The sequence below is a fragment of the Pseudomonas sp. GW704-F2 genome (assembly GCF_059423025.1).
In genome coordinates this window covers 161,371-184,228 of record NZ_JBWKXO010000002.1, presented here as the reverse complement: position 1 = coordinate 184,228, position 22,858 = coordinate 161,371, and the positions used below count along the sequence as shown (strand labels likewise).

The following is a 22,858-nucleotide window of genomic DNA, read 5'->3' as shown; positions in this document are numbered from 1 at the left end:
TGTGATGAATTTAGCCATTGTTACCGCCTGCCCGAACGGCATGGTCACCAGTGTGCTGTGCGCCCGTTTGCTCGACGCCGCCGCGCAGCGCCAGGGCTGGAGCACCAGCGTCGAAGTGGTAGACGTGCAGCGCCCGGAACGCCAGTTGTCCCAGGCCACGCTCGATGCTGCCGAGTGGGTGTTGCTGGTCAGCAGCACGCCGCTGGATATGCAGCGGTTTGTCGGCAAGCGCGTGTATCAGAGCACCCCGGCGCAGGCCTTGCAGGACGTCGAGGCGGTATTGCGGCGCGGCGCCGAAGAGGCTCAGGTGTATGTCGCCAGCGAAGCCCCGGTGGCGGCCAAGCAAGCCCCGCGTATTGTCGCGATCACCGCCTGCCCGACCGGCGTGGCCCACACCTTCATGGCCGCCGAAGCATTGCAGCAGACCGCCAAGCGCCTGGGCTATGACTTGCAGGTAGAAACCCAGGGTTCGGTCGGCGCGCGCACGCCGTTGAGCCCGCAAGCGATTGCCGAGGCGGATGTGGTGCTGCTGGCGGCGGATATCGAAGTCGCCACCGAGCGCTTCGCCGGCAAGAAGATCTACCGCTGCGGCACCGGCATCGCCCTCAAGCAAGCCGAAGCGACCCTCAACAAGGCCCTGGCCGAAGGCACCGTGGAAAGCGCGGCGAGCGGGGCGGTGGCCAAGTCGGAAAAAACCGGGGTCTACAAACACCTGCTGACCGGTGTGTCGTTCATGTTGCCGATGGTGGTGGCGGGCGGTCTGTTGATCGCCTTGTCGTTCGTGTTCGGCATCCATGCCTTCGAAGAAAAAGGCACCCTGGCGGCGGCGCTGAAAACCGTCGGCGACCAGGCCTTCATGCTCATGGTGCCGCTGCTCGCGGGCTATATCGCCTATTCGATTGCCGACCGCCCCGGCCTGGCCCCCGGCATGATCGGCGGCTTGCTGGCCGGGACGTTGGGCGCGGGCTTTATCGGCGGGATTATTGCCGGTTTCCTCGCCGGTTACTGCGTCAAGCTGATCACCGGCGCGGTGCGCCTGCCGCAAAGCCTGGAGCCGCTCAAGCCGATCCTGATCATCCCGTTGCTGGCGAGCCTGTTCACGGGCCTGGCGATGATCTATCTGGTAGGCCCGCCGGTGGCGCGGCTGCTCACCGGGCTGACCGACTTCCTCAGCACGATGGGCACCACCAATGCCGTGCTGCTCGGCATCCTGCTCGGCGGCATGATGTGCGTTGACCTGGGCGGGCCGATCAACAAGGCCGCGTATGCGTTCTCTGTCGGCTTGCTGGCGGCGTCCAGCGGTGCGCCGATGGCGGCGACCATGGCGGCCGGCATGGTGCCGCCGATCGGCATGGGCATCGCGACCTTCCTGGCCCGGCGCAAGTTTGCCCAGACCGAACGCGAGGCCGGCAAGGCCGCGATGATTCTGGGCCTGTGCTTTATCTCCGAAGGCGCGATCCCGTTTGCTGCCAAGGACCCGCTGCGGGTGATCCCGGCCAGCATCGCCGGCGGCGCGTTGACCGGCGCGCTGTCGATGTACTTCGGCTGCAAACTGGCGGCGCCCCATGGCGGCCTGTTTGTGCTGGTGATCCCGAATGCGATGAACCATGCGCTGCTGTACTTGCTGGCGATTGCCGCCGGTAGCGTGTTGACGGGGTTGGTGTACGCGCTGATCAAACGCCCGGAAGCGGTGGAACTGGCGGTCACACCCGCCCAAGCCTGACGCTGTGGAAAATGTGGGAGGGGGCTTGCCCCCTCCCACATTAGGATCTGCAAGGCTTTGAAGGCGGTGTCATATCGGCTTCATCCCCCTATGTTCTAGTTGCCCTTTTGATACTCAAGAGGGCATCTGCATGAGCCATTTCGATCTCGGCCGTCGCCGCGTGATGCAAGCCGTCGGCGCGGGCCTGTTGCTGCCGGGGCTGGCACCGGCGGTGATTGCGTCGGTGAAGGACCGGCCGCAACTCACCGATGGCGTGCAGTCCGGCGACCTGCTCGGCGACCGCGCGATGATCTGGAGCCGCAGCGACCGCCCGGCGCGGATGGTGGTGGAATGGGACACCCGCAGTGTGTTCAGCAACCCACGCCGATTCGTCTCGCCGCTGGCCGACAACCGCAGCGACTTTACCGCCCGCGTCGAACTCACCGGCCTGCCCGCCGACCAGGCGATTTTCTACCGCGTGCAGTTCGAAGACGCCCAGACCGGCGTCGCCAGCGAGCCCTGGTTCGGCCACCTGCGCAGCGTGCCGCAACAGCGTCGCGATATTCGTTTTGTGTGGAGCGGCGATACCGTCGGCCAAGGCTTCGGCATCAACCCGGACATCGGCGGCATGCGGATCTACGAAGCCATGCGCCTGCGCCTGCCGGACTTTTTTATCCACAGCGGCGACACCATCTACGCCGACGGCCCGGTGCCGGCGCAACTGACCACCGAAGGCGGGCGCATCTGGCGCAACATCACCACCGAGGCCAAGAGCAAAGTCGCTGAAACCCTCGATGAGTATCGCGGTAATTACCGCTACAACCTGCTGGATGAAAACGTGCGGCGCTTTAACGCCGAAGTGCCGCAGATCTGGCAGTGGGACGACCACGAAGTGGTGAACAACTGGTCGCCGAGCAAGCAGCTCGATGAGCGTTACCAGACCAAGGACATCAACACCCTGGTCGGCCATGCGCGTCAGGCCTGGCTGGAATATTCACCCATGCGTCGGCAAAGCGCCGACGGCGGCGGGCGGATTTATCGCAAGCTCAGTTACGGCCCGCTGCTGGATGTGTTCGTGCTCGACATGCGCAGCTATCGCGGGCCCAACGATGACAACCTGGGCGGCGCCAAACCCTTCCTCGGCCGAGAGCAACTGGACTGGCTCAAGCGCGAACTCAAGGCGTCCCAGGCCCAATGGAAGGTGATCGCCGCCGACATGCCGATCGGCCTCGGCGTGCCCGACGGCGAAGTCAGCCCGGGCGTACCGCGCTGGGAAGCGATCGCCAACAACGACCCCGGCCCGGCGCAAGGGCGCGAGTTGGAAATCGCCGAGCTGCTCGGGTTTCTGCGCGCGCAGCAGGTGCGCAACCATGTGTGGTTGACGGCGGATGTGCATTACTGCGCGGCGCATCACTACCACCCGGATCGGGCGGCGTTCCAGGACTTCGAGCCGTTCTGGGAGTTTGTCGCGGGGCCGTTGAATGCGGGGAGCTTCGGGCCCAATCCGCTGGATAAAACCTTTGGTCCGCAGGTGGTGTTCGAGAAAGCACCGCCGGCGCAGAACACCTCGCCGTTTGCCGGTTTCCAGTTTTTCGGCGAAGTGCAGATCGATGGGCAGACGGCGGAGTTGACGGTGATGCTGCGTGATCTGGATGGGGTTTCAGTGTTCGAGCAAAAGCTGCAACCGGTCTGATTGAGGGGGCAGTCAAAAACTGATTGGAGTGCAGTCAAAAACTGACTTGGAATACAATCAAAAACTGACTTGGAATACAGTCAAAACTGTGGGAGGGGGCTTGCCCCCGATAGCGGTGTGTCAGTAACCCATGAGTTGACTGATCCACCGCCATCGGGGGCAAGCCCCCTCCCACATAGGTTCTTCAGTGGTTAGAGGATCTCAGTAGACATCGCGGCGATAGCGGCCCTGTTCGATCAAGCGCTCCACCGCCTCACTCCCCAGCACCTCATGCAGCACCCGATCCACCCCTGCGGCCATCCCCTGCAAACTGCCGCACACGTAAATCGCCGCGCCGTCCGCCAGCCATCGACGCAACACGTCCGCCGATTCGCGCAGGCGATCCTGCACGTAGATCTTTTCCTCCTGGTCGCGGGAAAACGCCAGGTCCAGCAGCGCCAGGTCACCGCTGGCCAGCCAGCCTTGCAGTTCGTTCTGGCACAGGTAGTCGTGGGCGATGGTGCGTTCGCCGAACAACAGCCAGTTGCGCTGCTGGCCGTCGGCAATGCGTGCCTTGAGCAAGCTGCGCAAACCGGCGAGGCCAGTGCCGTTGCCCAGCAGGATCAACGGCGCAGGCGCGTCCGGCAGGTGGAAACCACTGTTGCGGCGCGGGCGCAGGCTGATGCTCGAGCCGAGGGCCGCGTGTTCGGTCAGCCAGCCCGAGCCAAGGCCGAGTGTGCCGTCCGGATGACGTTCCTGGCGCACGATCAACTCCAGCACGCCGTCGCTGGGAATCGAGGCGATGGAGTATTCGCGCATGCCCAGGGGCGCCAGCGCGTTCACCAGCGCCTGGGCATGCAGGCCCACCAGATGGGCGCGGTTGTCCGGCAGTTGGCGGGTGGCCAGAGCCTGGTCGAGGGTGTGCGCCAGGCCGTCGATCAGTACGCTCTCGCTGCCGGCCAGGCCCAGGCCCCCGAGGAACTGCGCGATGGCTCGGCTGCCGTTGCGCGGCAGGATTTCCACCAGGTCGCCGGCCGTCCAGCGTTGCCCTGACGGCACGCTCAGCTCCAGCAGGTACACAGCCGAACCGACACTGCCAGGGTTGAGCAAGGTGCGTTGGTTCAAGCTGCAGTTTTCATACTGTGCGCTCGGCCACGCCGCTGTCGGTGTGTGCCCGGTGAGTTGCCCCAGCTGTTGTTGCCAGTGCTGCAGGGCATGGGTGTCGCCGCTGTCGACTTCCACGGGGGCGAACAACGGGGTGCCGCCCTGGTTGGTCAGCCAGAAGTGCAGGCGCCGCGCAAAGCCGCAGAAGTGCTGGTACTGGCGATCGCCGAGGGCCAGTACTGAGTAGTTCAAGCCCTTGAGGGACAGGTCCTGCCCGAGCACGCTGCGCTCGAAGCCACGGGCGCTGTCGGGGGCTTCGCCGTCGCCGAAGGTGCTGACCACGAACAGCGCATTTTCTGATTGGCGCAGTTGGTCCTGGCTGACGCTGCCCAGTGGCTGCACGTTCACTGGCAAGCCCGCGGCCTGCAGTTGCCCGGCGGTCTGCCAGGCCAGTTGTTCGGCAAAACCGCTCTGGCTGGCGAAGCCGATCAGCCAGGCCGGCGCATGGCTGTGATTGGCGCTGAGGCGCTCGCGGGCATCGCGTACCTGGCGCTTTTTATGGCGACGGTCGAGGTACAGCAGCCAGCCGGTGATGAAGAACAACGGCATGCACAGCGCGCTGATGGTGAGGATGATCCGCCCCACCAGGCCGAAGTAACTGCCGGTGTGCAGCGCGTAGAGGCTGGTCAGCAATTGAGCCTTGAGGCTCTTGCTGGCGTAGCGCTCGTGGGATTTCACCGCGCCGGTGGCCGGGTCCAGGTTGATCTGGTTCAGCGCGCGGTCGTGGGGCGAGTTTTTCAGCAGGTAAAACACCGTGGCCGGCTGCCCGGCGACTGCCGGCATGCGGATGTTGTAGGCACTCAAGTCGGGGCCGGCGCTGCTGTAGATGCTGCTCCAGATCGCCGCGTAGTTGGCTTCCGGCGTCGGGCCCGCGGGCGGTGGGCCGCGTTTGCGCATTCGTTCGTTCTGCGGGGCGTCCGACAGCAGCTTGTTCAGGCCCTGGTTGTACCATTCGTAGGACCACGACAGGCCGGTCAGCGCCGCCAACAGATAGAACAACAGGCACCAGGTGCCGAACACCGAGTGCAAGTCCCAATTGAAGCTGCGACCTTTTTTGCGCCAGTCCAGGGTCAGCCACATGCGCCAGTTCGCCACCTGACGCGGCCAGCGCAGGTACAGGCCGGACAGGCAGAAGAACAGCAGGATCAGCGTGCAGGCCCCGGTGATTTGCCGGCCGGTGTCGCCCATGGCCAGGAAGCGGTGCAGTTGCAGGAGAAACCCGAACACGTCCTGGCCGACGGCGTCGCCCATGTAGTCGCCGGTGTAGGGGTCGAAGTAACGCATCTGGCCGCGCCGTTCACCCGGCGGCGGGGTGAAGAACACGCGTGCGGCGGTGCCGCTGTCGGTTTCCACCCACAGCATCGACACGCGCTTGCCTTCGCTGGCTTCGAGCTTGCGCACCAGCTCGGCGGGCGGCAGTACCCCGGCGTCGCGTTTTGCCACGCTCAGCACGCTGGGGTTGAGCGCGCGCAGTATTTCATCCTGGAACGACACCGCCGCCCCGGTGATCCCCATCAAGGCCAGCACCAGCCCGGCAGTGATGCCGAAGAACCAGTGCAACTGGAACAGGGTTTTCTTCAACACGTCGGACCGCCTCGCTCATCTGGATATCTGTAGCACGGCGCGCATTATGCCGTGGGTTGTCGAGAAACTTTGTTGTTTAACACGCAAAAGCCCCACGCATCGATGCGTGGGGCTGTTGGCTGCGGGTTGACCGTTTAGAAGTGGAAGCTGGTGGTCAACAGTGCGGTGCGCCCGGCCGCCTGGTTGGCGAAGTGGGTCGAGAAGGCCTTGTCGTAGTAGGTTTTGTCGGTCAGGTTCTGCACGTTCAGTTGCAGGTCGACGTTCTTGGTCAGCTTGTAGCTGGCCATGGCGTCGTAGCGCGTGTAGGACGGTACATACACGGTGTTGCCGGCATCGCCGTAGACCTCGTCGACATAGAACGCACCGCCGCCGATGGTCAGCTTCGACGTGATGTCGTAGGTGGTCCACAGGCTGAAGGTGTTCTTCGGCGTATTGGGCATTTGGTTGCCCTCGCTGGAGCCGGCGCTGAGCACCCCGTTGCGCCCGTTGCGTCCGGATTTGACCAGCTCGCTGTCGAGGTAGCTGTAGCCGGCGAACACTTGCCATTGATCCGTGAGTTTGCCGCTGGCCGAGAGTTCGAGGCCATCGACGCGGGATTCACCGGCGTTCTCGTAGGTCAGGGCATCCACCAGAATGCGCGTGTTCTTCTTCTCGGTGCGGAACACGGCAGCCGTCAGCGAAAGGCGGTCGTGGAACAGATCCCACTTGGTGCCCAGCTCGTAGTTGACGGTTTCTTCCGGTTGCAGGTCGCTGGTGGCGGCGCCGGCGGACAGTGGGTTGCCGTCGGAGCCTTCACCGACCAGACCACCGGCCGGCGTGGCCGAGGTGGCGTAGGACGCATAGATGCTGGCGTTCTCCACCGGCTTCCAGACCAGGCCGGCCTGCCAGTTGAAGAACTGGCTGTCGTCTTTGATCTTGGTGCGCCCGGCGGTGGCGTTGGTGTTGGCCTCGGTGTCGAAGGTGTCATAGCGCAGGCCGACGTTCAGCAGCCATTTCGGGTCCAGTTCGATGGTGTCGAACACGTAGGCGCCGCGGCTGGTGGCTTTGGTGTTGGTGCCGTTGTAGTTGCGCGCGATGCTGCCGGTCCAGGCGTCGTCCGGGTTCGGGTTGCTCAGCGAGGTGCATTGGCCGCCCAGGCTGCCTTTGGCCACGGTGCAGACCGGGTTGGCGTTGGGGCTGATGGCGTAGCTGCTGACACGGGTTTCTTCGCCGGTGAACTCGAGGCCGGTGGAGTAGGTGTGCTTGAAACCCAGCGCGTGGAAGTTGCCGAACAGATCGGTCTGGTTGGTGGTGGTCTCGGTGGTCGACACGCGGCTGTTGGCGCGGCGCCACACGGTACCGAACTTGTTGACGTTGAGTTTGCTGTCGTCCGGTTGCGTGAGGATATAGTCCTGGCCGGTGTTGCCATGGCGCAGGGTGTTTTTCAGCGTCATGTTGTCGTTCAGGTCGTGTTCGACGGAGACCGTGCTGATATCGGCGCGGGTCTTGCGGAAGTCGCGACTCTTCAGGCCGTAGAAGTTATTGCTGTCGCCGCCGTCGTTGGGTTTGTCGTGTACGTGGGCGGTGGCGGTCGCGGAGCCGTAACCGTAGGGGATCCCCGAATCCGGCAGGTCGTCGCTTTCCATGTGGTAGTAGCTGACGTTGACGCGGGTCGGCGTGCCCAGGCCAAAGGTCAGCGACGGTGCCACGCCCCAACGGTCGTAATTCACCGCGTCGCGGCCGGCGACGTTTTGTTCGTGGCTCATCAGGTTCAGGCGGAACGCGGCGCTGTCGTCGAGGAATTGGCGGTTGACGTCGAGCACGTAGCGGCGGGTCTGGTCGGAGCCGTAGGTGAAGCCGCCGTTGGTGAAGTCGCGCGCCTGGGGCGTCTTGCTCACCAGGTTGAGGCTGCCGCCGGCCGAGCCACGCCCGCCGAACGAAGAGTTCGGGCCTTTGCTGACTTCGATCGATTCGATGTCGAAGATCTCACGGCTCTGGCCGCCGGTATCGCGCACGCCGTCCAGGTAGGTGTCGCCCTGGGCGTCAAAACCGCGGATGAACGGGCGGTCGCCCTGGGGGTTGCCGCCTTCACCGGCGCCGAAGGTAATGCCGGGCACGGTGCGCAAGGCATCCTGCAACGAGGTGGCGGCGGTGTCCTTGAGCACTTGCTGGGGCACCACGGTGACCGAGCGCGGCGTGTCCACCAGCGGCGCGGTGTACTTTTGCGAAGAGGCTTTTTCGACCTGATAGGAGGTGGCGTCCTGTGCTTCCCCGGTGATGCTGGTGGCGCCCAGGGAGATGCTGTTGCGCTGGCCTTTCTGTTCGGTGTCGTCGGCCGCTTGCGCCAGATGGGCGACAGAGCTGGCGCCGAGTGCAACGCCGATGGCCGAAGCCAGCAGGCGTGGTGAACTGGCAGGTGTTTTTATGCAAGTGCGCGACATGACGTGTCCTTTCCCCAAGGATGTGAGGCCGCGGAATATAGGCTGAACAAGACTTTGTATCAATTGCGACTTATTGCTATTCGTAGCTAATTTACATTCTTTACACTTTTTCCTTACGGTTTTTACGATCTCGTTCGTCTTCGGGTTTTACAGAGAGGATAAGAATCAATACCATTAACGTCTTTCCGCTCTCAGGTAGTGCTCATGTTGCTGCATATTCCCGGCCTGTTCTCTCGTGAGGAAGTGCAGCGCATTCGCCAAGCCCTGGAAACCGCCGACTGGGCCGACGGTAGAATCACCGCCGGGCACCAGTCCGCCAAGGCCAAGCACAACCTGCAATTGCCCGAAGGCCACCCGCTGGCCAAGGAAATCGGTACGGCGATGCTGGAGCGGTTGTGGCAAAACCCGTTGTTTATGTCGGCGGCGTTACCGCACAAAGTCTTCCCGCCGCTGCTCAACTGCTACACGGCCGGGGGCAGTTTCGACTTTCATATCGACAATGCCGTGCGCCAGCCCAAGGGCAGCCAGGAGCGGGTGCGTACCGATCTGTCGTCCACGCTGTTCTTCAGCGACCCGGAGGACTATGACGGCGGCGAACTGGAGATCCAGGACACCTTCGGCGTGCAACGGGTCAAGCTGCCCGCCGGCGATATGGTGCTGTACCCCGGCTCCAGCCTGCATAAAGTCAACGCCGTGACCCGCGGTGCGCGCTACGCCTCGTTTTTCTGGACCCAAAGCCTGGTGCGCGAAGACAGCCAGCGCACCCTGCTGTTCGAGATGGACGGTGCGATCCAGCAACTGACCGCGGCGGTCCCGGACCACCCGGCGTTGATCCAGCTCACCGGCACTTACCACAACCTGTTGCGTCGCTGGGTCGAGGTCTGAGCATGGGCTTTTTATTGCGCCGTGAAGAAGTGCTCAACGTCGAGCAGTTGCAGCGCATGCTCGACGACTCGCCAGTGCGCGCGGCCCAGGCGATCCTGATCGCGGCCAGGGAGGGCGTGGTGGATGCCCAGGCCTTGCTCGGGCAGATCCTGCTGGAAGGGCGCGGCATCGAGCGCGATGAAGCGCTGGCACTGCGCTGGTTCCAGATCGCGGCGCAGGGCGGGCACCTGATGGCGCGCAATATGCTGGGGCGTTGCCGCGAGCATGGCTGGGGCTGCGTCGCCGACGAAGCGGCGGCGGCGCGGGACTATCGGCTGGCGGCCGAAGCCGGGTTGGACTGGGGGCAATACAACTACGCCAACCTGCTGGCCACCGGTCGCGGTGTCGCCGAGGACCAGGCGCACGCGCTGAGGTGTTATCGCCAGGCGGCGGAGCAGGGCCACGCCAAGTCGATGAACCTGTTGGGGCGCTATCTGGAAGAGGGCCGGTTTTGCCCGAGGGATCCGGACGCTGCCGTGGCGTGGTATCGACGCTCAGCCGAAGCCGGGGATTTCCGTGGGCAGTTCAGTTACGCGGCGGTGCTGGCCGACAGCGGCCAGATCGAGGCGGCGCTGGCGTGGTTGCGCAAGGCGCTGGCAGGCGGCAATCTGAAGTTTTTGCGGGTGGCGCACAAGGCGCTGGCGCAGGCGAATGATCCGCGGATTCGGGCGATGGCCGATGCCTATGAGCAACATGCCATGACCTGTTTCTGAGCGATAAAAAAAACCCATGACAGGTCATGGGTTTTTTGTTCGCCGCCGTCTTACACGTAATACGACTTCAACGGCGGAAAGCCATTGAACTCAACCGCGCTGTAGCTGGTGGTGTACGCACCGGTCGACAACCAGTACAACCGATCACCGATCGCCAGGTTCAGCGGCAGGCCGTACTTGTAGTTTTCGTACATGATGTCGGCGCTGTCGCAGGTAGGACCGGCGATCACCACTTCTTCCATCTCGCCTTTCTTCTCGGTCCAGATCGGGAACTTGATGGCTTCGTCCATGGTTTCGATCAGGCCGGAGAACTTGCCCACGTCCGTGTACACCCAGCGCTCGACGGCGGTGCGCGATTTACGTGCCACCAGCACCACTTCGCTGACCAGGATGCCGGCGTTGGCGATCAACGAACGGCCCGGTTCCAGGATGATTTCCGGCAGGTCGTCGCCGAAGTCTTCCTTGAGGAAGCGGATGATTTCTTCGGCATAGGTTTCCAGGCTGTTGGTGCGGGTGATGTAGTTGGCCGGGAAGCCGCCACCCATGTTGATCAGCTTGAGGTGGATGCCGTCTTCTTCCTTCAGGCGCTCGAAGATCACTTTGACCTTGGCGATCGCCGCGTCCCACACGCTGATGTCGCGCTGTTGCGAGCCGACGTGGAACGAGAGGCCATACGGCACCAGGCCCAGGTCGCGGGCGAGGATCAGCAGGTCCATGGCCATGTCGGTCTGGCAGCCGAATTTGCGCGACAGAGGCCAGTCAGCCGTGGTCGAGCCTTCGGTGAGGATACGCACATAGATTTTCGAGCCCGGCGCGGCCTTGGCGATGTTGCGCAGATCGGCTTCGGAGTCGGTGGAGAACAGGCGCACGCCCTTCTCGTAGAAGTAGCGGATGTCCTTGGATTTCTTGATGGTGTTGCCGTAGCTGATACGGTCGGGGCTGACGCCGCGGGCCATGACCTTGTCCAGCTCGTAGATCGAGGCGATGTCGAAGCTCGACCCCTTGTCTTTCAACAGGTCGATGATCTCGACGGCCGGGTTGGCCTTGACTGCGTAATAGATTTTGGCGAATTCGAAACCGGCGCGCAGGTCATCGTAGGCCTGGCTGATCATCGCGGTGTCGATCACCACGAACGGGGTTTCTTGCTTGTCGGCGAACGCCTTCATTTTGTCAAAAGTGGCGCGCGCGAAATAATCTTCGACGTTGATCGACATGCTGGGAACTCCTAAGGGCAAACTAAATTGATCAATGGGTGCAAATGAACGTCCTCCGTATCCCCACTTTGGTTCGCCTACTTCCCAAGGCATGTCGCCGAAAGCAAAAAGGCCATGGGATAAGCTTCCCTTGGCCTTGCTGTCTCGTCGTCAGTACTTGAGCCGGATGGATCGTTTCCAGCATGGACGTTCGGCGCGAACTTTAGGGCGTGAGGGGCTTGAGATCAACTAAAAATGTCGCGTTTTTGCACGCGTTCGTCGCGGGACCGGGTGCAGCTACTTATGTAACCGACCGGTGTGACGGATTGATGTTCCCCGCAGGCGGATAATCAGGGGGATTTCCCTGACACACCACGGACCAAATGTGGGAGGGGGCTTGCCCCCGATGGCAGTGTGTCAGTCATGAATATATTGACTGATACACCGCCATCGGGGGCAAGCCCCCTCCCACAGTTTTAAGCGTGTTGTGTCAGGTCAGGCCAGGGCGGTTTCGGCAGGCGAAACGATACTGGTCTTGCCGCCACGCGACTTGCCGGAGCTCAGGTACTCGGCAATCGATTCCTGGGTCACTTCGCCCAAAAACACCCGCTCGGCGTCCATCACCGGCAACCATGAACGGTTGAACTCGTACATGCGCGACAACAGGATGCGCAAGTGCTCGTCATACGCGGCCGTGGCGTTGAATTCGCGCAGGTATTGACCGCAAGTGCCGGTCTGACGGTGCAGGTCGCGACGGCGCACATAGCCCAGCGCCTTGTTGTCGGCGCAGGTGACCACCACATAGCGGCGGTCGAGTTCGTCCATCAGCTCCAGGGCATCGGCCACCGGGGTTTCCGGGCTGACCGACGGGGCGTTGTCTGCCGCGTCTTCGGCTTTTACCAGCAGCAGACGCTTGAGGGTGCTGTCCTGGCCGACGAAGTTGCTGACGAACTCATCCGCCGGGTGCGCCAGCAGGGTGTCCGGGTGGTCGATCTGCAGCAGTTTGCCGGCGCGGAAGATGGCGATCTTGTCACCCAGCTTGATGGCTTCGTCGATGTCGTGGCTGACCATGATCACGGTCTTGTTCAGCGCGCGCTGCATCTCGAAGAACTCGTTCTGGATCATCTCGCGGTTGATCGGGTCGACCGCGCCGAACGGCTCATCCATCAGCAACAACGGTGCATCCGCCGCCAGCGCCCGGATCACGCCGATGCGCTGTTGCTGGCCACCGGACAATTCACGCGGGTAGCGGTGCAGGTACTGCTTGGGCTCGAGCTTGATCATGCTCATCAACTCGCGGGCGCGGTCGTGGCATTTCTGCTTGTCCCAGCCCAGCAACTTGGGCACGACCACGATGTTTTCCTCGATGGTCATGTTCGGGAACAGGCCGATCTGCTGGATCACGTAGCCGATGTTGCGACGCAGGGTCACTTCGTCGAGGTCGGTGGTGTCTTCGCCGTTGATCAGGATCTTGCCCGAGGTGGGCTTGATCAGGCGGTTGATCATTTTCAGCGTGGTGCTCTTGCCGCAGCCCGAGGGGCCGAGGAATACGCAAATCTCGCCTTCGTTGACGGTCAGGCTTACGTCGTTCACGGCGGAGACAGTCTTGCCGTTGCTTTGGAAAGTCTTGGTCAGGTGTTGAAGTTCGATCATTTGAGCAGTCCTTTTGGAGTCAGCGAGCGTTGCAGCCATTGCAGAAGCAGGTCGGCGAAGATGGCCAGGAGACTGACCAGCACGGCGCCGACGATCAGCATCGACATGTCGCTGCGGCTGATGGAAGCCAGAATAAGTACACCCAGGCCGCCGGCGCCGATGGTGGCGGCGATGGTCATCACGCCGATGTTCATCACCACGGCGGTGCGTACACCGGCGAGGATCACCGGTACGGCGATGGGCAGTTCGACCATGCGCAGGCGCTGGCCGAAGGTCATGCCGATGCCTTTGGCGGCTTCGCGGATGCCCGGTTCCACGCCGGTCAGGGCCAGGTAGGTGTTACGCATGATCGGCAGCAGGGAGTAGAGGAACACGGCGGTGATCGCCGGCATTGGTCCCAGGCCCTGGCCGAATTTGGAGTAGAACGGCAGCAGCAGGCCAAACAGGGCGATGGACGGCACGGTCAGCAGCACGGTGGCGCTGGCTTGCAGCGGGCCGGCCAGGCTCGGGAAGCGGGTCATCAGCACGCCGAGGGGCACGCCGACGACAATCGCGAGGATCACGGCAATGCCGACCAGGGTGATGTGCTGCCAAGTCAGGTGCAGGACTTGGGCCCAATCAAGATGGGAAAAGGCGTTTAAAAAATCCATGTCTTCTCCTCTTAGTTGAGTGGATGCTGGCGCAGGAAATCGGCGGCAACAGCTGACGGGCTTTCATGGCCGACGTCGACCCGCGCGTTCAGCTGGCGCATGGTTGCGTCGTCGAACAGGGCAGCCAGCGGCTTCAGATCGGCGGCCAGTTCAGGATGGGCGTCGAGATAAACCTGACGCACCACCGGCGCGGCGGTGTAGTCCGGGAAGTAGTGCTTGTCGTCTTCGAGCAGCTTCAATTTGAAGGCATTCAGGCGCCCGTCAGTGGTGTACACCAGGCCGGCAAACACCTGGCCGTTACGCAACGCGGTGTAGACCAGCCCGGCGTCCATCTGCCGGGTGTTTTTGCGGGTCAGGTTCATGTCGTAGAGCTTGACCATGCCGCCCATGCCGTCGGAACGGTTGGCGAACTCGGTGTCCAGGGCCACCAGGCGCGTGGCCTTGGTTTTTTCCGCGAGGGCTTGGGTCAGATCGCTGATCGTGTTGATCTGCGGGAATTCCTGGGCCACGTTCTCAGGCAATGCCAGCGCGTAGGTGTTGCTGAATTTCGATGGCGACAGCCAGACCAGGCCTTTTTTCGCGTCGAGTTCTTTTACCCGAGCGTAGGACTGTTCGCTGTCGAGCTTCTCGTCCACATGGTTGTAGGCCACCAGCGACACGCCGGTGTATTCCCAGATCAGGTCCAGTTGCCCGCTTTCCTGGGCACTGCGCGCCAGGTTGCTGCCCAGGCCCCCGGTCACGCGGGTGTCGTAACCCTTGGTGCGCAGGTACTGGGAAGTGATTTCGGCGAGCAGGGTCTGTTCAGTGAACACCCGTGCGCCGATGCGGATGACCGGTTTTTCAGCGGCTTGCGCAACCCCTGCAAACAGCAGGACGCAGCTCAATATCAATGTCAGTTTTTTCATGTGAATTCCTTTGCCGAGCCTTAAGACGCACGCACTCCGCGTTCCAGCCAGAGGCGGCTGCCCATGGTCACCAGACCGTCGAGCAGCAGGGCCAACAGCGCGGTACACGCGGCGCCGAGCAGCAATTGCGGCTGATTGTTCAGGGCGATGCCGGGGAAGATCAGGCTGCCCAGGCTGTTGGCGCCGATCAGGAATGCCAGCGGCGCGGTGCCGACGTTGATCGCCAGGGCCACGCGCACGCCGCCGATGATGATTGGCACGGCGTTCGGCAACTCGACGCGAAACAGCACCTGGCGCGGGGTCATGCCGATGCCGGTGGCGGCTTCTTTCAGCGAGCCCTGGACGTTTTTCAGGCCTTCGTAGGTGTTGCGCACGATGGGCAGCAATGAAGCGAGGAACAGCGCGAAGATCGCCGGGCCGCTGCCGATGCCGAGGACGCCGAGGGCGATGGCCAGTACGGCCAGGGGAGGTACGGTGTTGCCGATGTTGAAGATCTGCATGAAGCGTTCGGCGCGCCCGACCATGTTCGGGCGGCTGAGCAGGATACCGGCGGGGAGGCCCACAATCAGGGCGGCCAGCATGGAGACTAGGACGAGAATCAGGTGAGCTTGCAGGTAAAACAACAAATCGTCGCGGTACAGTTCGATGGTGTTGATGCCGATCCAGTGGATCAGCAGGGCCAGGAGAGCGACGACAACCGCTCCTCCTATCAGCCCTTTGCCATAGCGAATAGCCACAGGCGGACTCCTTTTTTCTTCTGTCGGCGAACACATTCCTGCGTGGCATGCCACTGCTGGCTGCCGTTGAATGTGGTCGCGAAAAGCAGCTCGCCCATGCCGGCAAAAGCGGCATGAGGTCAAGCCATGAGCGCAGCCTCGTCAGGCTAACTTGCTGATTTTTCAGCCCCTGTTTCGAGTGCGGTTGCAGGGGAGTGGACGTCTCTACCTTTTAAAAGGTTCCATACTTGGCAGTATTTAGCCACCCCCAACCGGGTGAACGGTGGTCCGGCACCCTGGGTTTGCGCTATACTCGCCGCCCTTTTTTGACTCACCTGCCAGGCGATTTCCCATGACCCACCAGGCCGCCGAAGTCGCGAAACGCCGCACTTTCGCCATTATTTCCCACCCCGATGCCGGTAAAACCACCATCACCGAGAAGCTCTTGCTGATGGGCAAGGCGATCGCAGTGGCCGGCACGGTGAAATCCCGCAAATCCGACCGCCATGCCACCTCCGACTGGATGGAAATGGAAAAGCAACGGGGTATTTCCATTACCACGTCGGTCATGCAGTTCCCGTATCGCGATCACATGATCAACCTGCTCGACACCCCGGGCCACGAAGACTTCTCCGAAGACACCTACCGCACCCTGACCGCGGTGGACTCGGCCTTGATGGTCCTCGACGGCGGTAAGGGCGTCGAGCCACGCACCATCGCGTTGATGGACGTCTGCCGCCTGCGCGACACGCCGATCGTCAGCTTTATCAACAAACTCGACCGCGACATCCGCGATCCGATCGAGCTGCTCGACGAAATCGAAGCGGTGCTGAAGATCAAGGCGGCGCCGATTACCTGGCCGATCGGTTGCTACCGCGACTTCAAGGGCGTGTACCACCTGGCCGACGACTACATCATTGTCTACACCGCCGGCCACGGTCACGAACGCACCGATGTGAAAATCATCGAGAAGCTCGACTCCGACGAAGCCCGCGCCCACTTGGGCGATGAGTACGACCGCTTCGTCGACCAGCTGGAACTGGTGCAGGGCGCCTGCCACGAGTTCAACCAGCAGGAATTCCTCGACGGCCAACTGACCCCGGTGTTCTTCGGTACCGCATTGGGCAACTTCGGTGTCGACCACGTGCTCGACGCCGTGGTGGACTGGGCCCCGCGCCCGCTGGCCCGGGTCGCCAACGAGCGCACCGTGGAGCCGGTGGAGGAGAAATTCTCGGGCTTCGTGTTCAAGATCCAGGCGAACATGGACCCCAAACACCGCGACCGTATCGCCTTTATGCGAATCTGCTCCGGCAGATACGAAAAAGGCATGAAGATGCGCCACGTTCGCACCGGCAAGGACGTGCGAATCGGCGATGCCCTGACGTTCTTCTCCTCCGAGCGTGAACAGCTCGAAGAAGCCTACGCCGGCGACATCATCGGCCTGCACAACCACGGCACCATCCAGATCGGCGACACCTTCACCGAAGGCGAAACGCTGGGCTTCACCGGCATCCCGCACTTCGCCCCGGAACTGTTCCGCCGCGTGCGTCTGCGCGACCCGCTGAAATCCAAGCAACTGCGCCAAGGCTTGCAGCAACTGGCGGAAGAGGGCGCGACCCAGGTGTTCTTCCCCGAGCGCAGCAACGACATCATCCTCGGCGCCGTCGGTGTGCTGCAGTTCGATGTGGTCGCCAGTCGCCTGAAAGAGGAATACAAGGTCGAATGCTCCTACGAGCCGATCACTGTGTACTCCGCGCGCTGGATCGAGTGCAGCGATAAGAAGAAGTTGGAAGAGTTCTCCAACAAAGCCGTGGAAAACCTCGCGGTCGACGGCGGCGGTCACCTGACCTACCTGGCGCCGACCCGGGTCAACCTGGCGCTGATGGAAGAGCGTTGGCCGGATGTGAAATTCCGTGCGACCCGCGAGCACCATTAAGCTCTGAGCGGTGGACAAGAGGGCGAAGCTGTCATGGCTTTGCCCTTTTTTATGTCTGCCGAAAATCCAAAATGTGGGAGCAGGCTTGCCTGCGATGCAGGCACCTCAGTCCATCAGGCACACCCAGTGGATGCCATCGCAGGCAAGCCAGCTCCCACAGTCAGGTTTTCATTAGTCAGGGGAATTGGCGCTAACCCCGCTTCCGGTCTAGCGTTTCGACTACGACACCCACTCACCGACGGAAATAGGAGACAAGGGTGCGTATAACTAAACGTGCCATTCCCCTGGTGCTACTGGTGTCCTTGGGGATCTCAAGCGCCGGGGCACATGGGCTGCAACTGGCCGACGCCGGAACGCCCCAGTGGAAAGACACTGGCCCCGTCACCAAGAAAAAACAGAAGGAGGTCAACTCCGGCGGCTGGCAGCCGCAGTCCCAACCCGCGCCCAAGGAGGATGCGGAAAACTCTTATAATGAAGGCGAAGACAGTGAAACCTACGACGATGGCGACAGCTAGTCGTAAATTCCGGGCAATAGAAAACCTCTTCTTCCTCGGCTGATGCGCAACAAGGGAGAAGGTTTTTTCAACGGATCAAAATCACGCTGTAGGATTTTTCTGTACGATCTTTCCCTGTCATTTGTGGTTCTACTCTTCTTTTGCGTGACCTCGCGTTTTGCTCTCGACGCTGAAGTCACTATCGATTAGTTTCTAATCCATTGGCAAATCTGAAAAAGCAAAGAGCCGCGGGCTAGAGTGTTCCGCGTTACTATCATCGAGTCTGGCTTCATTAATCGATGGGCTTGCGCGAGATGTCAATCAAGCGTCGATAAGTGCAATCATAAATCAGTACTGTGAATTCAGAATTTAAATGTGTAATAACGTTTCTTGATGACGTGGATCGGTGCGTGATATTCAAGTCGGCGTTGAAACGATATGCGCAATGGATAGCTCATTTTCTTCAAGGTCTCGCATGCGATGGATTGTATTAGTGTAAAAAATTTGTCCAAAACCTACCTGATTAAAGAGCGCTCGGAAGGGCCGCTCGGTTGGCTGACAAGTCTGGTATCTCCCAAGAGTTCAGAGAAGACGGCTGTTGACGATATTTCATTTACTGTCAAGCAGGGTGAGGTCGTAGGCTTTCTCGGACCGAATGGCGCAGGTAAAACCACTACATTGAAAATTCTGTCGGGGCTGCTCTATCCGACGGCAGGACAAATATCGGTTCTCGGTTATCAACCACAATTGCGGAGCAAGGAATTTCTCAAGTCCATCTCGCTGATCATGGGGCAACGTCAACAGTTGATCTGGGACTTGCCGGCCATGGAAACTTTCCGGCTGAATCAGAAGATATTCGAAATCTCCGATGAACAGTTCAAGCAGACCTATGGCTATCTGGATGAATTGCTTAAGGTATCGAAGTTGGCCAAGGCGCCGGTGCGAACCCTGTCGCTTGGCGAGAAAATGAAGTGTGAGCTGGTCGCATCGTTACTTCATGACCCCAAGGTTCTTTTTCTCGACGAGCCGACTATCGGGCTCGATGTCGGGGTGCAAAAGATAGTTCGTTCATTTATTCGGGACTATGGCCGCGAGCGCAATGTGAGCGTTCTGCTGACGTCGCATTACATGCAGGATATTGAAGCCCTGTGTGAGCGAGTCGTTGTCGTTTCCGATGGCAAGATCTCCTTCGATGACACCCTGGAGTCGCTGCGTAAACGCATGTCGGATCACCGCATCATTACGGTGGAATTGTCTGAAAGCGTTATGGCTTCGGCACTTGGCCGGTACGGTCTGGTGCGCTCCGCAGACGGCTTTGTGCATGAGTTGCTGGTGCCGGCTGCCGAGGTGGTGGGTGTCTGTTCGCAGGTTCTGGCCGAGCAGCCGGTCATCGACATTTCCATCGGTGATCCACCGATCGAAGAGGCTCTGCTGAAGCTGTTCATGGCCTCTCAGGCCGACGCCGGGCAAAAGGTCAAGGGTGCGCCCGGGGAGTGTGTCGCGTGAGCCGGTTTGCCATGAAAGTCGCAGGCGTTGCGCGCACAGCCATTCGTCGCAAGGTTGCGCATCGCGCAGAGTTGTTTGTATTGGTACTCGCCTCTTTGGTGCCGTTATTCATGATGGTCATCTGGATGGGCATTGCAAAGGATGCCGCACTGGAAGGTTTTACCCCGGCCAGGTTTGCCGCTTACTTTGCGCTGGTATTTCTGGTTGGCGAAATCGTCTCCAGTACAGCTGCTGAAGAAGTAGAGAGCGACATTCATTCGGGGGATATTGGCAGTTTCCTGTTGAAGCCGTTCAATATTGCCTTCTATTACTTTCTGGGTGAAATGGCTTCGGCGATGGTCAGAGTCATACCGATATTTTTCCTGATGGCTGGCGTATTCCTATTTTCCGAAGCGGGTAAGTATTTGCACCTGAGCTATCTGATGCCTGCACTGCTCGGAGTCATACTGGGTTTTGCCATCAACTATTTACTTTATTTCATCGGCGGGCTTGCGGCGTTCTGGTCCGATCAGGCAAGTGCCTTTGATCTGGTGTTGACTTACATGCTCACGCTGTTTGGTGGGGTCCTTGCTCCGTTGACGCTTTATCCGGGCTGGATGCAGTCGGTACTTGAGTGGTCACCGTTCCCTTACATTATTAGCTTTCCAATCAGAATCATCATGGGCGAGTTGACAAACGAACAGTTGGTTAATGGATTGCTATTTCAGGTTGTGCTGGTTGCTGCACTTTCGTTGTTGGCTAATTTTATCTGGGCCAAAGGTGTAAAACGTTATTCGGTGTTCGGATAATGAAGACGTTGAGCGCAGTCAAGGCGCTTCTGACAGCAAGGTTGCAGGCCAATATGAAAGACCGCGTGCCGGTCTTTGTCAGCCTGTTGAATACAGCCCTACTGGGATTGTCCGTTTATGTCGTGATTGAGATTTTCTTTGGGAATGTCGAGACAATTGGTGGCTGGAATAAACAGCAGTCGATTGTGTTGTATGGTGCCTTTATCCTTATTCGCTCCTTTGTACAAATGGTGGTATTGCCCAACTGCGAGGCCGCCTCGAAGTTGATCATCAGCAAGTCCATTGATACTTATTTGTCCAAACCGGTTGATGTGCAAACCATTCTGGCCTTTGGGCAGTTGCGCCTCTGGCATATTTTCGGGGTCCTGCTGGGGCTGGGTCTGATGCTGGGTGGCAGTCATGCGCAAGGGCAACTGACATTGCAGACGCTCGGCGCTTTCTTGGTCTTCATGGTCCTCGCGTGTGCGCTGGTTTATTCGGTCTGGTTCAGCATTGCCAGTCTGGCGTTCTGGACCAAGAAAACCGGCAACATTTCCCACCTGTTGTTTATGTTTCTGACCACCGGACGGTTCCCGTCCGGCGCGTATCCGGAGTGGATCCAGGTCGTGATCATGACCGTAGTCCCTGTCTTTTTCATCATGGAAGTGCCCGCGCAATCAGCGATGGGGATGACGACGGGGCGGTCTTTGGCGGGCGCTGTACTGGCGACTCTGGCCTTCTTGCTGTTGTCTCGATTGCTTTGGCATTGGGGGGTCAAGAAATACCTTCGAGAGGGCGCCTGACACTCGCAACACCGAAAAAAGCCCCTCCCGCCAGGCTGATGCGCAACCTGACGGGAAGGGCCGTAGAACGCTGTGTCACCGCGCCCCCCACAGGGCAGCGCGACGCTCGTTTCAGGCGACGAACTGCTCCGCATAGTGGCAAGCCACCTGGCGGTTATCCAACGCCCGCAACTGCGGCTCCTCGCTGCTGCACCGCGCGGTCGCATACGGGCAGCGCTTGTGGAAAGCGCAGCCGGACGGCGGGTTCAGCGGGTTGGGCAGTTCGCCGACGATCTTGATCTTCGGCTTGTTCGGGTCCGGGTGGATGGTCGGTGTGGCCGACAGCAGCGCCTGGGTGTACGGGTGCAGGGGGCGCGCGTAGATGTCGCCCTTGGGGCCGACTTCCACCGGGCGCCCGAGGTACATCACCATCACGTCGTCGGCGACGTGTTGCACCACCGCAAGGTTGTGGGAAATGAACACGTAGGCGGTGTTGAATTCCTGCTGCAGGTCCATGAACAGGTTGAGCACCTGGGCCTGGATCGACACGTCCAGTGCCGAGGTCGGCTCATCCGCCACCAGCACTTTGGGTTGCAGCATCATCGCCCGGGCCAGGGCGATCCGTTGGCGCTGGCCGCCGGAGAACATGTGCGGGTAGCGCTGATAGTGCTCAGGGCGCAGGCCCACCTGCTTCATCATCGCCTGGACCTTTTCGCGGCGTTCGGCGGCGGACAGGTGGGTGTTGATCAGCAGCGGTTCAGCCAGTTGATCGCCGACTTTCTGCCGCGGGTTCAACGAGGCATACGGGCTCTGGAACACCATCTGCACGTCTTTGCGCAATTGCTTGCGCTGCGCCTTGTCGGCGCCGGCGACTTCCTGGCCGGCGATTTTCAACGAGCCCGAGGATGGCTCTTCAATCAGCGTCAGCGCACGGGCCAGGGTGGATTTGCCGCAGCCCGACTCGCCCACCACGGCGAGGGTCTTGCCGGCTTCCAGTTCGAAGGACACCCCATTGAGGGCGCGCACGGTGGCGTGGCCCTTGAACAGGCCTCGGGACACTTCGTAGTGACGGGTCAGGTCGCGGGCGGTAAGAACGACGGCCATTACGCCACCTCCTGGTTCAAGGGGTAGAAGCAGCGCGCGAGGCTGTTCGATTTAGGGTCCAGGCCCGGGCGGGTCTGGCGGCAGCTGTCTTGCACGTAGGGGCAACGCGGCGACAGCAGGCAGCCTTGCGGGCGGTCATAACGGCCGGGCACGATGCCGGGCAGCGTGGCCAGGCGCGCGGCACCGAGGCTGTGTTCCGGAATCGCCTTGAGCAGCGCTTCGCTGTAGGGATGCGCCGGAATGTCGAACAGTTGCGGCACCTGGCCGACTTCCACGGCTTGGCCGGCATACATCACACACACGCGCTGGGCGGTTTCCGCAACGACCGCGAGGTCGTGGGTGATCAGCACCAGGCCCATGTTCTGCTCTTTCTGCAGGGCCAGCAGCAGGTCCATGATCTGGGCCTGGATGGTCACGTCCAAGGCGGTGGTCGGTTCGTCGGCGATCAGCAACTTCGGCTCGCCGGCAATCGCCATGGCGATGGCCACGCGTTGGCTCATACCGCCGGACAGTTGGTGCGGGTAGGCATCCATCCGGCTGGCGGCGCCGGGGATCTCGACTTTTTCCAGCAGTTCGATGGCACGCTTGCGTGCTTGCTTGCTGGACATCTTCAGGTGCAGGCGCAGCACTTCTTCGATCTGGAAACCCACGGTGTAACTGGGGTTCAGCGCGGTCATCGGGTCCTGGAACACCATCGCCAGGTCTTTGCCGACGATCTGCCGACGCTGGCGGTTGCTCAGCTTGAGCATGTCCTTGCCGTCGAAGTTCAGGGCGTCGGCGGTGACGATGCCGGGGTGTTCGATCAGGCCCATCAGCGCCATCATGGTCACGGATTTACCCGAGCCCGACTCTCCCACGATCGCCAGGACTTCGCCTTTGTCGACGCTGATGTCGAGGCCATCGACCACCGGCACGGCGGTCTTGTCGCCGAAGCGCACGTTGAGATTCTTGATTTCTAACAGTGACATGGGAA

Annotated in this window: 18 protein-coding genes; 9 read left to right on the top strand and 9 right to left on the bottom strand. The window is 61.0% G+C overall.

Features of this window, described 5'->3' with window-relative positions:
* The first annotated feature begins 4 nt into the window (after window positions 1–4).
* Both AC07W0_RS02615 and AC07W0_RS02610 read left to right on the top strand, forming a co-directional pair.
* Window positions 5–1,723: a PTS fructose-like transporter subunit IIB gene (locus tag AC07W0_RS02615; RefSeq protein WP_017845455.1), complete on the top strand. Its 1,719-nt coding sequence runs from the start codon at window positions 5–7 to the stop codon at window positions 1,721–1,723.
* A 130-nt stretch (window positions 1,724–1,853) separates the two neighbouring features.
* A complete protein-coding gene (locus AC07W0_RS02610; RefSeq protein WP_102617151.1) occupies window positions 1,854–3,395 on the top strand; it encodes an alkaline phosphatase D family protein in 1,542 nt (513 codons plus the stop codon).
* Between the two features lie 201 nt (window positions 3,396–3,596).
* Here AC07W0_RS02610 and AC07W0_RS02605 read toward each other — a convergent pair whose 3' ends face one another.
* Together AC07W0_RS02605 and AC07W0_RS02600 are read right to left on the bottom strand one after the other, a co-directional pair.
* A complete protein-coding gene (locus AC07W0_RS02605; protein ID WP_102617150.1) occupies window positions 3,597–6,122 on the bottom strand; it encodes a PepSY domain-containing protein in 2,526 nt (841 codons plus the stop codon).
* A gap of 134 nt (window positions 6,123–6,256) precedes the next feature.
* Window positions 6,257–8,542: a TonB-dependent receptor gene (locus AC07W0_RS02600; protein ID WP_046488125.1), complete on the bottom strand. Its 2,286-nt coding sequence runs from the start codon at window positions 8,540–8,542 to the stop codon at window positions 6,257–6,259.
* Between the two features lie 204 nt (window positions 8,543–8,746).
* On the opposite strand from AC07W0_RS02600, the gene AC07W0_RS02595 reads away from it, so the two are divergent.
* On the top strand, window positions 8,747–9,427 hold the full coding sequence (locus AC07W0_RS02595) for a Fe2+-dependent dioxygenase (protein ID WP_017845451.1): 681 nt from the start codon (window positions 8,747–8,749) through the stop codon (window positions 9,425–9,427).
* Between the two features lie 2 nt (window positions 9,428–9,429).
* Window positions 9,430–10,179: a tetratricopeptide repeat protein gene (locus tag AC07W0_RS02590; protein WP_017845450.1), complete on the top strand. Its 750-nt coding sequence runs from the start codon at window positions 9,430–9,432 to the stop codon at window positions 10,177–10,179.
* A 50-nt stretch (window positions 10,180–10,229) separates the two neighbouring features.
* Here AC07W0_RS02590 and AC07W0_RS02585 read toward each other — a convergent pair whose 3' ends face one another.
* The 5 genes from AC07W0_RS02585 to AC07W0_RS02565 all read right to left on the bottom strand — a co-directional run bounded on the left by AC07W0_RS02585 (window position 10,230) and on the right by AC07W0_RS02565 (window position 15,353).
* Entirely contained in the window at window positions 10,230–11,393 is a 1,164-nt protein-coding gene (locus AC07W0_RS02585) for a type III PLP-dependent enzyme (protein ID WP_017845449.1), read from the bottom strand.
* A 474-nt stretch (window positions 11,394–11,867) separates the two neighbouring features.
* Window positions 11,868–13,025, bottom strand: coding sequence for an osmoprotectant ABC transporter ATP-binding protein OsmV (locus AC07W0_RS02580; protein ID WP_017845448.1), 1,158 nt, complete (start codon window positions 13,023–13,025; stop codon window positions 11,868–11,870).
* Window positions 13,022–13,675: an ABC transporter permease gene (locus tag AC07W0_RS02575; RefSeq protein WP_102617149.1), complete on the bottom strand. Its 654-nt coding sequence runs from the start codon at window positions 13,673–13,675 to the stop codon at window positions 13,022–13,024. Before AC07W0_RS02575 ends, AC07W0_RS02580 begins: the two co-directional genes overlap by 4 nt.
* Window positions 13,676–13,686: 11 nt before the next feature.
* Entirely contained in the window at window positions 13,687–14,580 is an 894-nt protein-coding gene (locus tag AC07W0_RS02570) for a glycine betaine ABC transporter substrate-binding protein (RefSeq protein WP_102617148.1), read from the bottom strand.
* A 20-nt stretch (window positions 14,581–14,600) separates the two neighbouring features.
* On the bottom strand, window positions 14,601–15,353 hold the full coding sequence (locus AC07W0_RS02565) for an ABC transporter permease (RefSeq protein WP_226926039.1): 753 nt from the start codon (window positions 15,351–15,353) through the stop codon (window positions 14,601–14,603).
* Window positions 15,354–15,648: 295 nt separating this feature from the next.
* On the opposite strand from AC07W0_RS02565, the gene AC07W0_RS02560 reads away from it, so the two are divergent.
* The 5 genes from AC07W0_RS02560 (at window position 15,649) to AC07W0_RS02540 (ending at window position 20,802) form a co-directional block, all read left to right on the top strand.
* The gene (locus AC07W0_RS02560) at window positions 15,649–17,232 is read left to right on the top strand and encodes a peptide chain release factor 3 (protein WP_017845444.1); all 1,584 of its coding nucleotides are present in this window, start codon (window positions 15,649–15,651) and stop codon (window positions 17,230–17,232) included.
* Between the two features lie 257 nt (window positions 17,233–17,489).
* A complete protein-coding gene (locus AC07W0_RS02555) occupies window positions 17,490–17,747 on the top strand; it encodes a hypothetical protein (protein ID WP_102617147.1) in 258 nt (85 codons plus the stop codon).
* Between the two features lie 483 nt (window positions 17,748–18,230).
* Complete coding sequence (locus AC07W0_RS02550; RefSeq protein WP_227778782.1) at window positions 18,231–19,232, top strand: ABC transporter ATP-binding protein; 1,002 nt, start codon at window positions 18,231–18,233, stop codon at window positions 19,230–19,232.
* Window positions 19,229–20,020, top strand: a complete 792-nt coding sequence (locus AC07W0_RS02545; protein WP_102617146.1) for an ABC transporter permease — start codon at window positions 19,229–19,231, stop codon at window positions 20,018–20,020. The genes AC07W0_RS02550 and AC07W0_RS02545 overlap by 4 nt, the downstream gene beginning before the upstream one ends.
* Window positions 20,020–20,802, top strand: coding sequence for an ABC transporter permease (locus AC07W0_RS02540; RefSeq protein WP_057004228.1), 783 nt, complete (start codon window positions 20,020–20,022; stop codon window positions 20,800–20,802). The genes AC07W0_RS02545 and AC07W0_RS02540 overlap by 1 nt, the downstream gene beginning before the upstream one ends.
* 111 nt (window positions 20,803–20,913) lie before the next feature.
* On the opposite strand, the gene AC07W0_RS02535 is transcribed toward AC07W0_RS02540, so the two are convergent.
* Together AC07W0_RS02535 and AC07W0_RS02530 are read right to left on the bottom strand one after the other, a co-directional pair.
* Complete coding sequence (locus AC07W0_RS02535) at window positions 20,914–21,885, bottom strand: peptide ABC transporter ATP-binding protein (protein ID WP_017845442.1); 972 nt, start codon at window positions 21,883–21,885, stop codon at window positions 20,914–20,916.
* On the bottom strand, window positions 21,885–22,853 hold the full coding sequence (locus AC07W0_RS02530; RefSeq protein ID WP_102617145.1) for an ABC transporter ATP-binding protein: 969 nt from the start codon (window positions 22,851–22,853) through the stop codon (window positions 21,885–21,887). Before AC07W0_RS02530 ends, AC07W0_RS02535 begins: the two co-directional genes overlap by 1 nt.
* Window positions 22,854–22,858 lie beyond the last annotated feature (5 nt).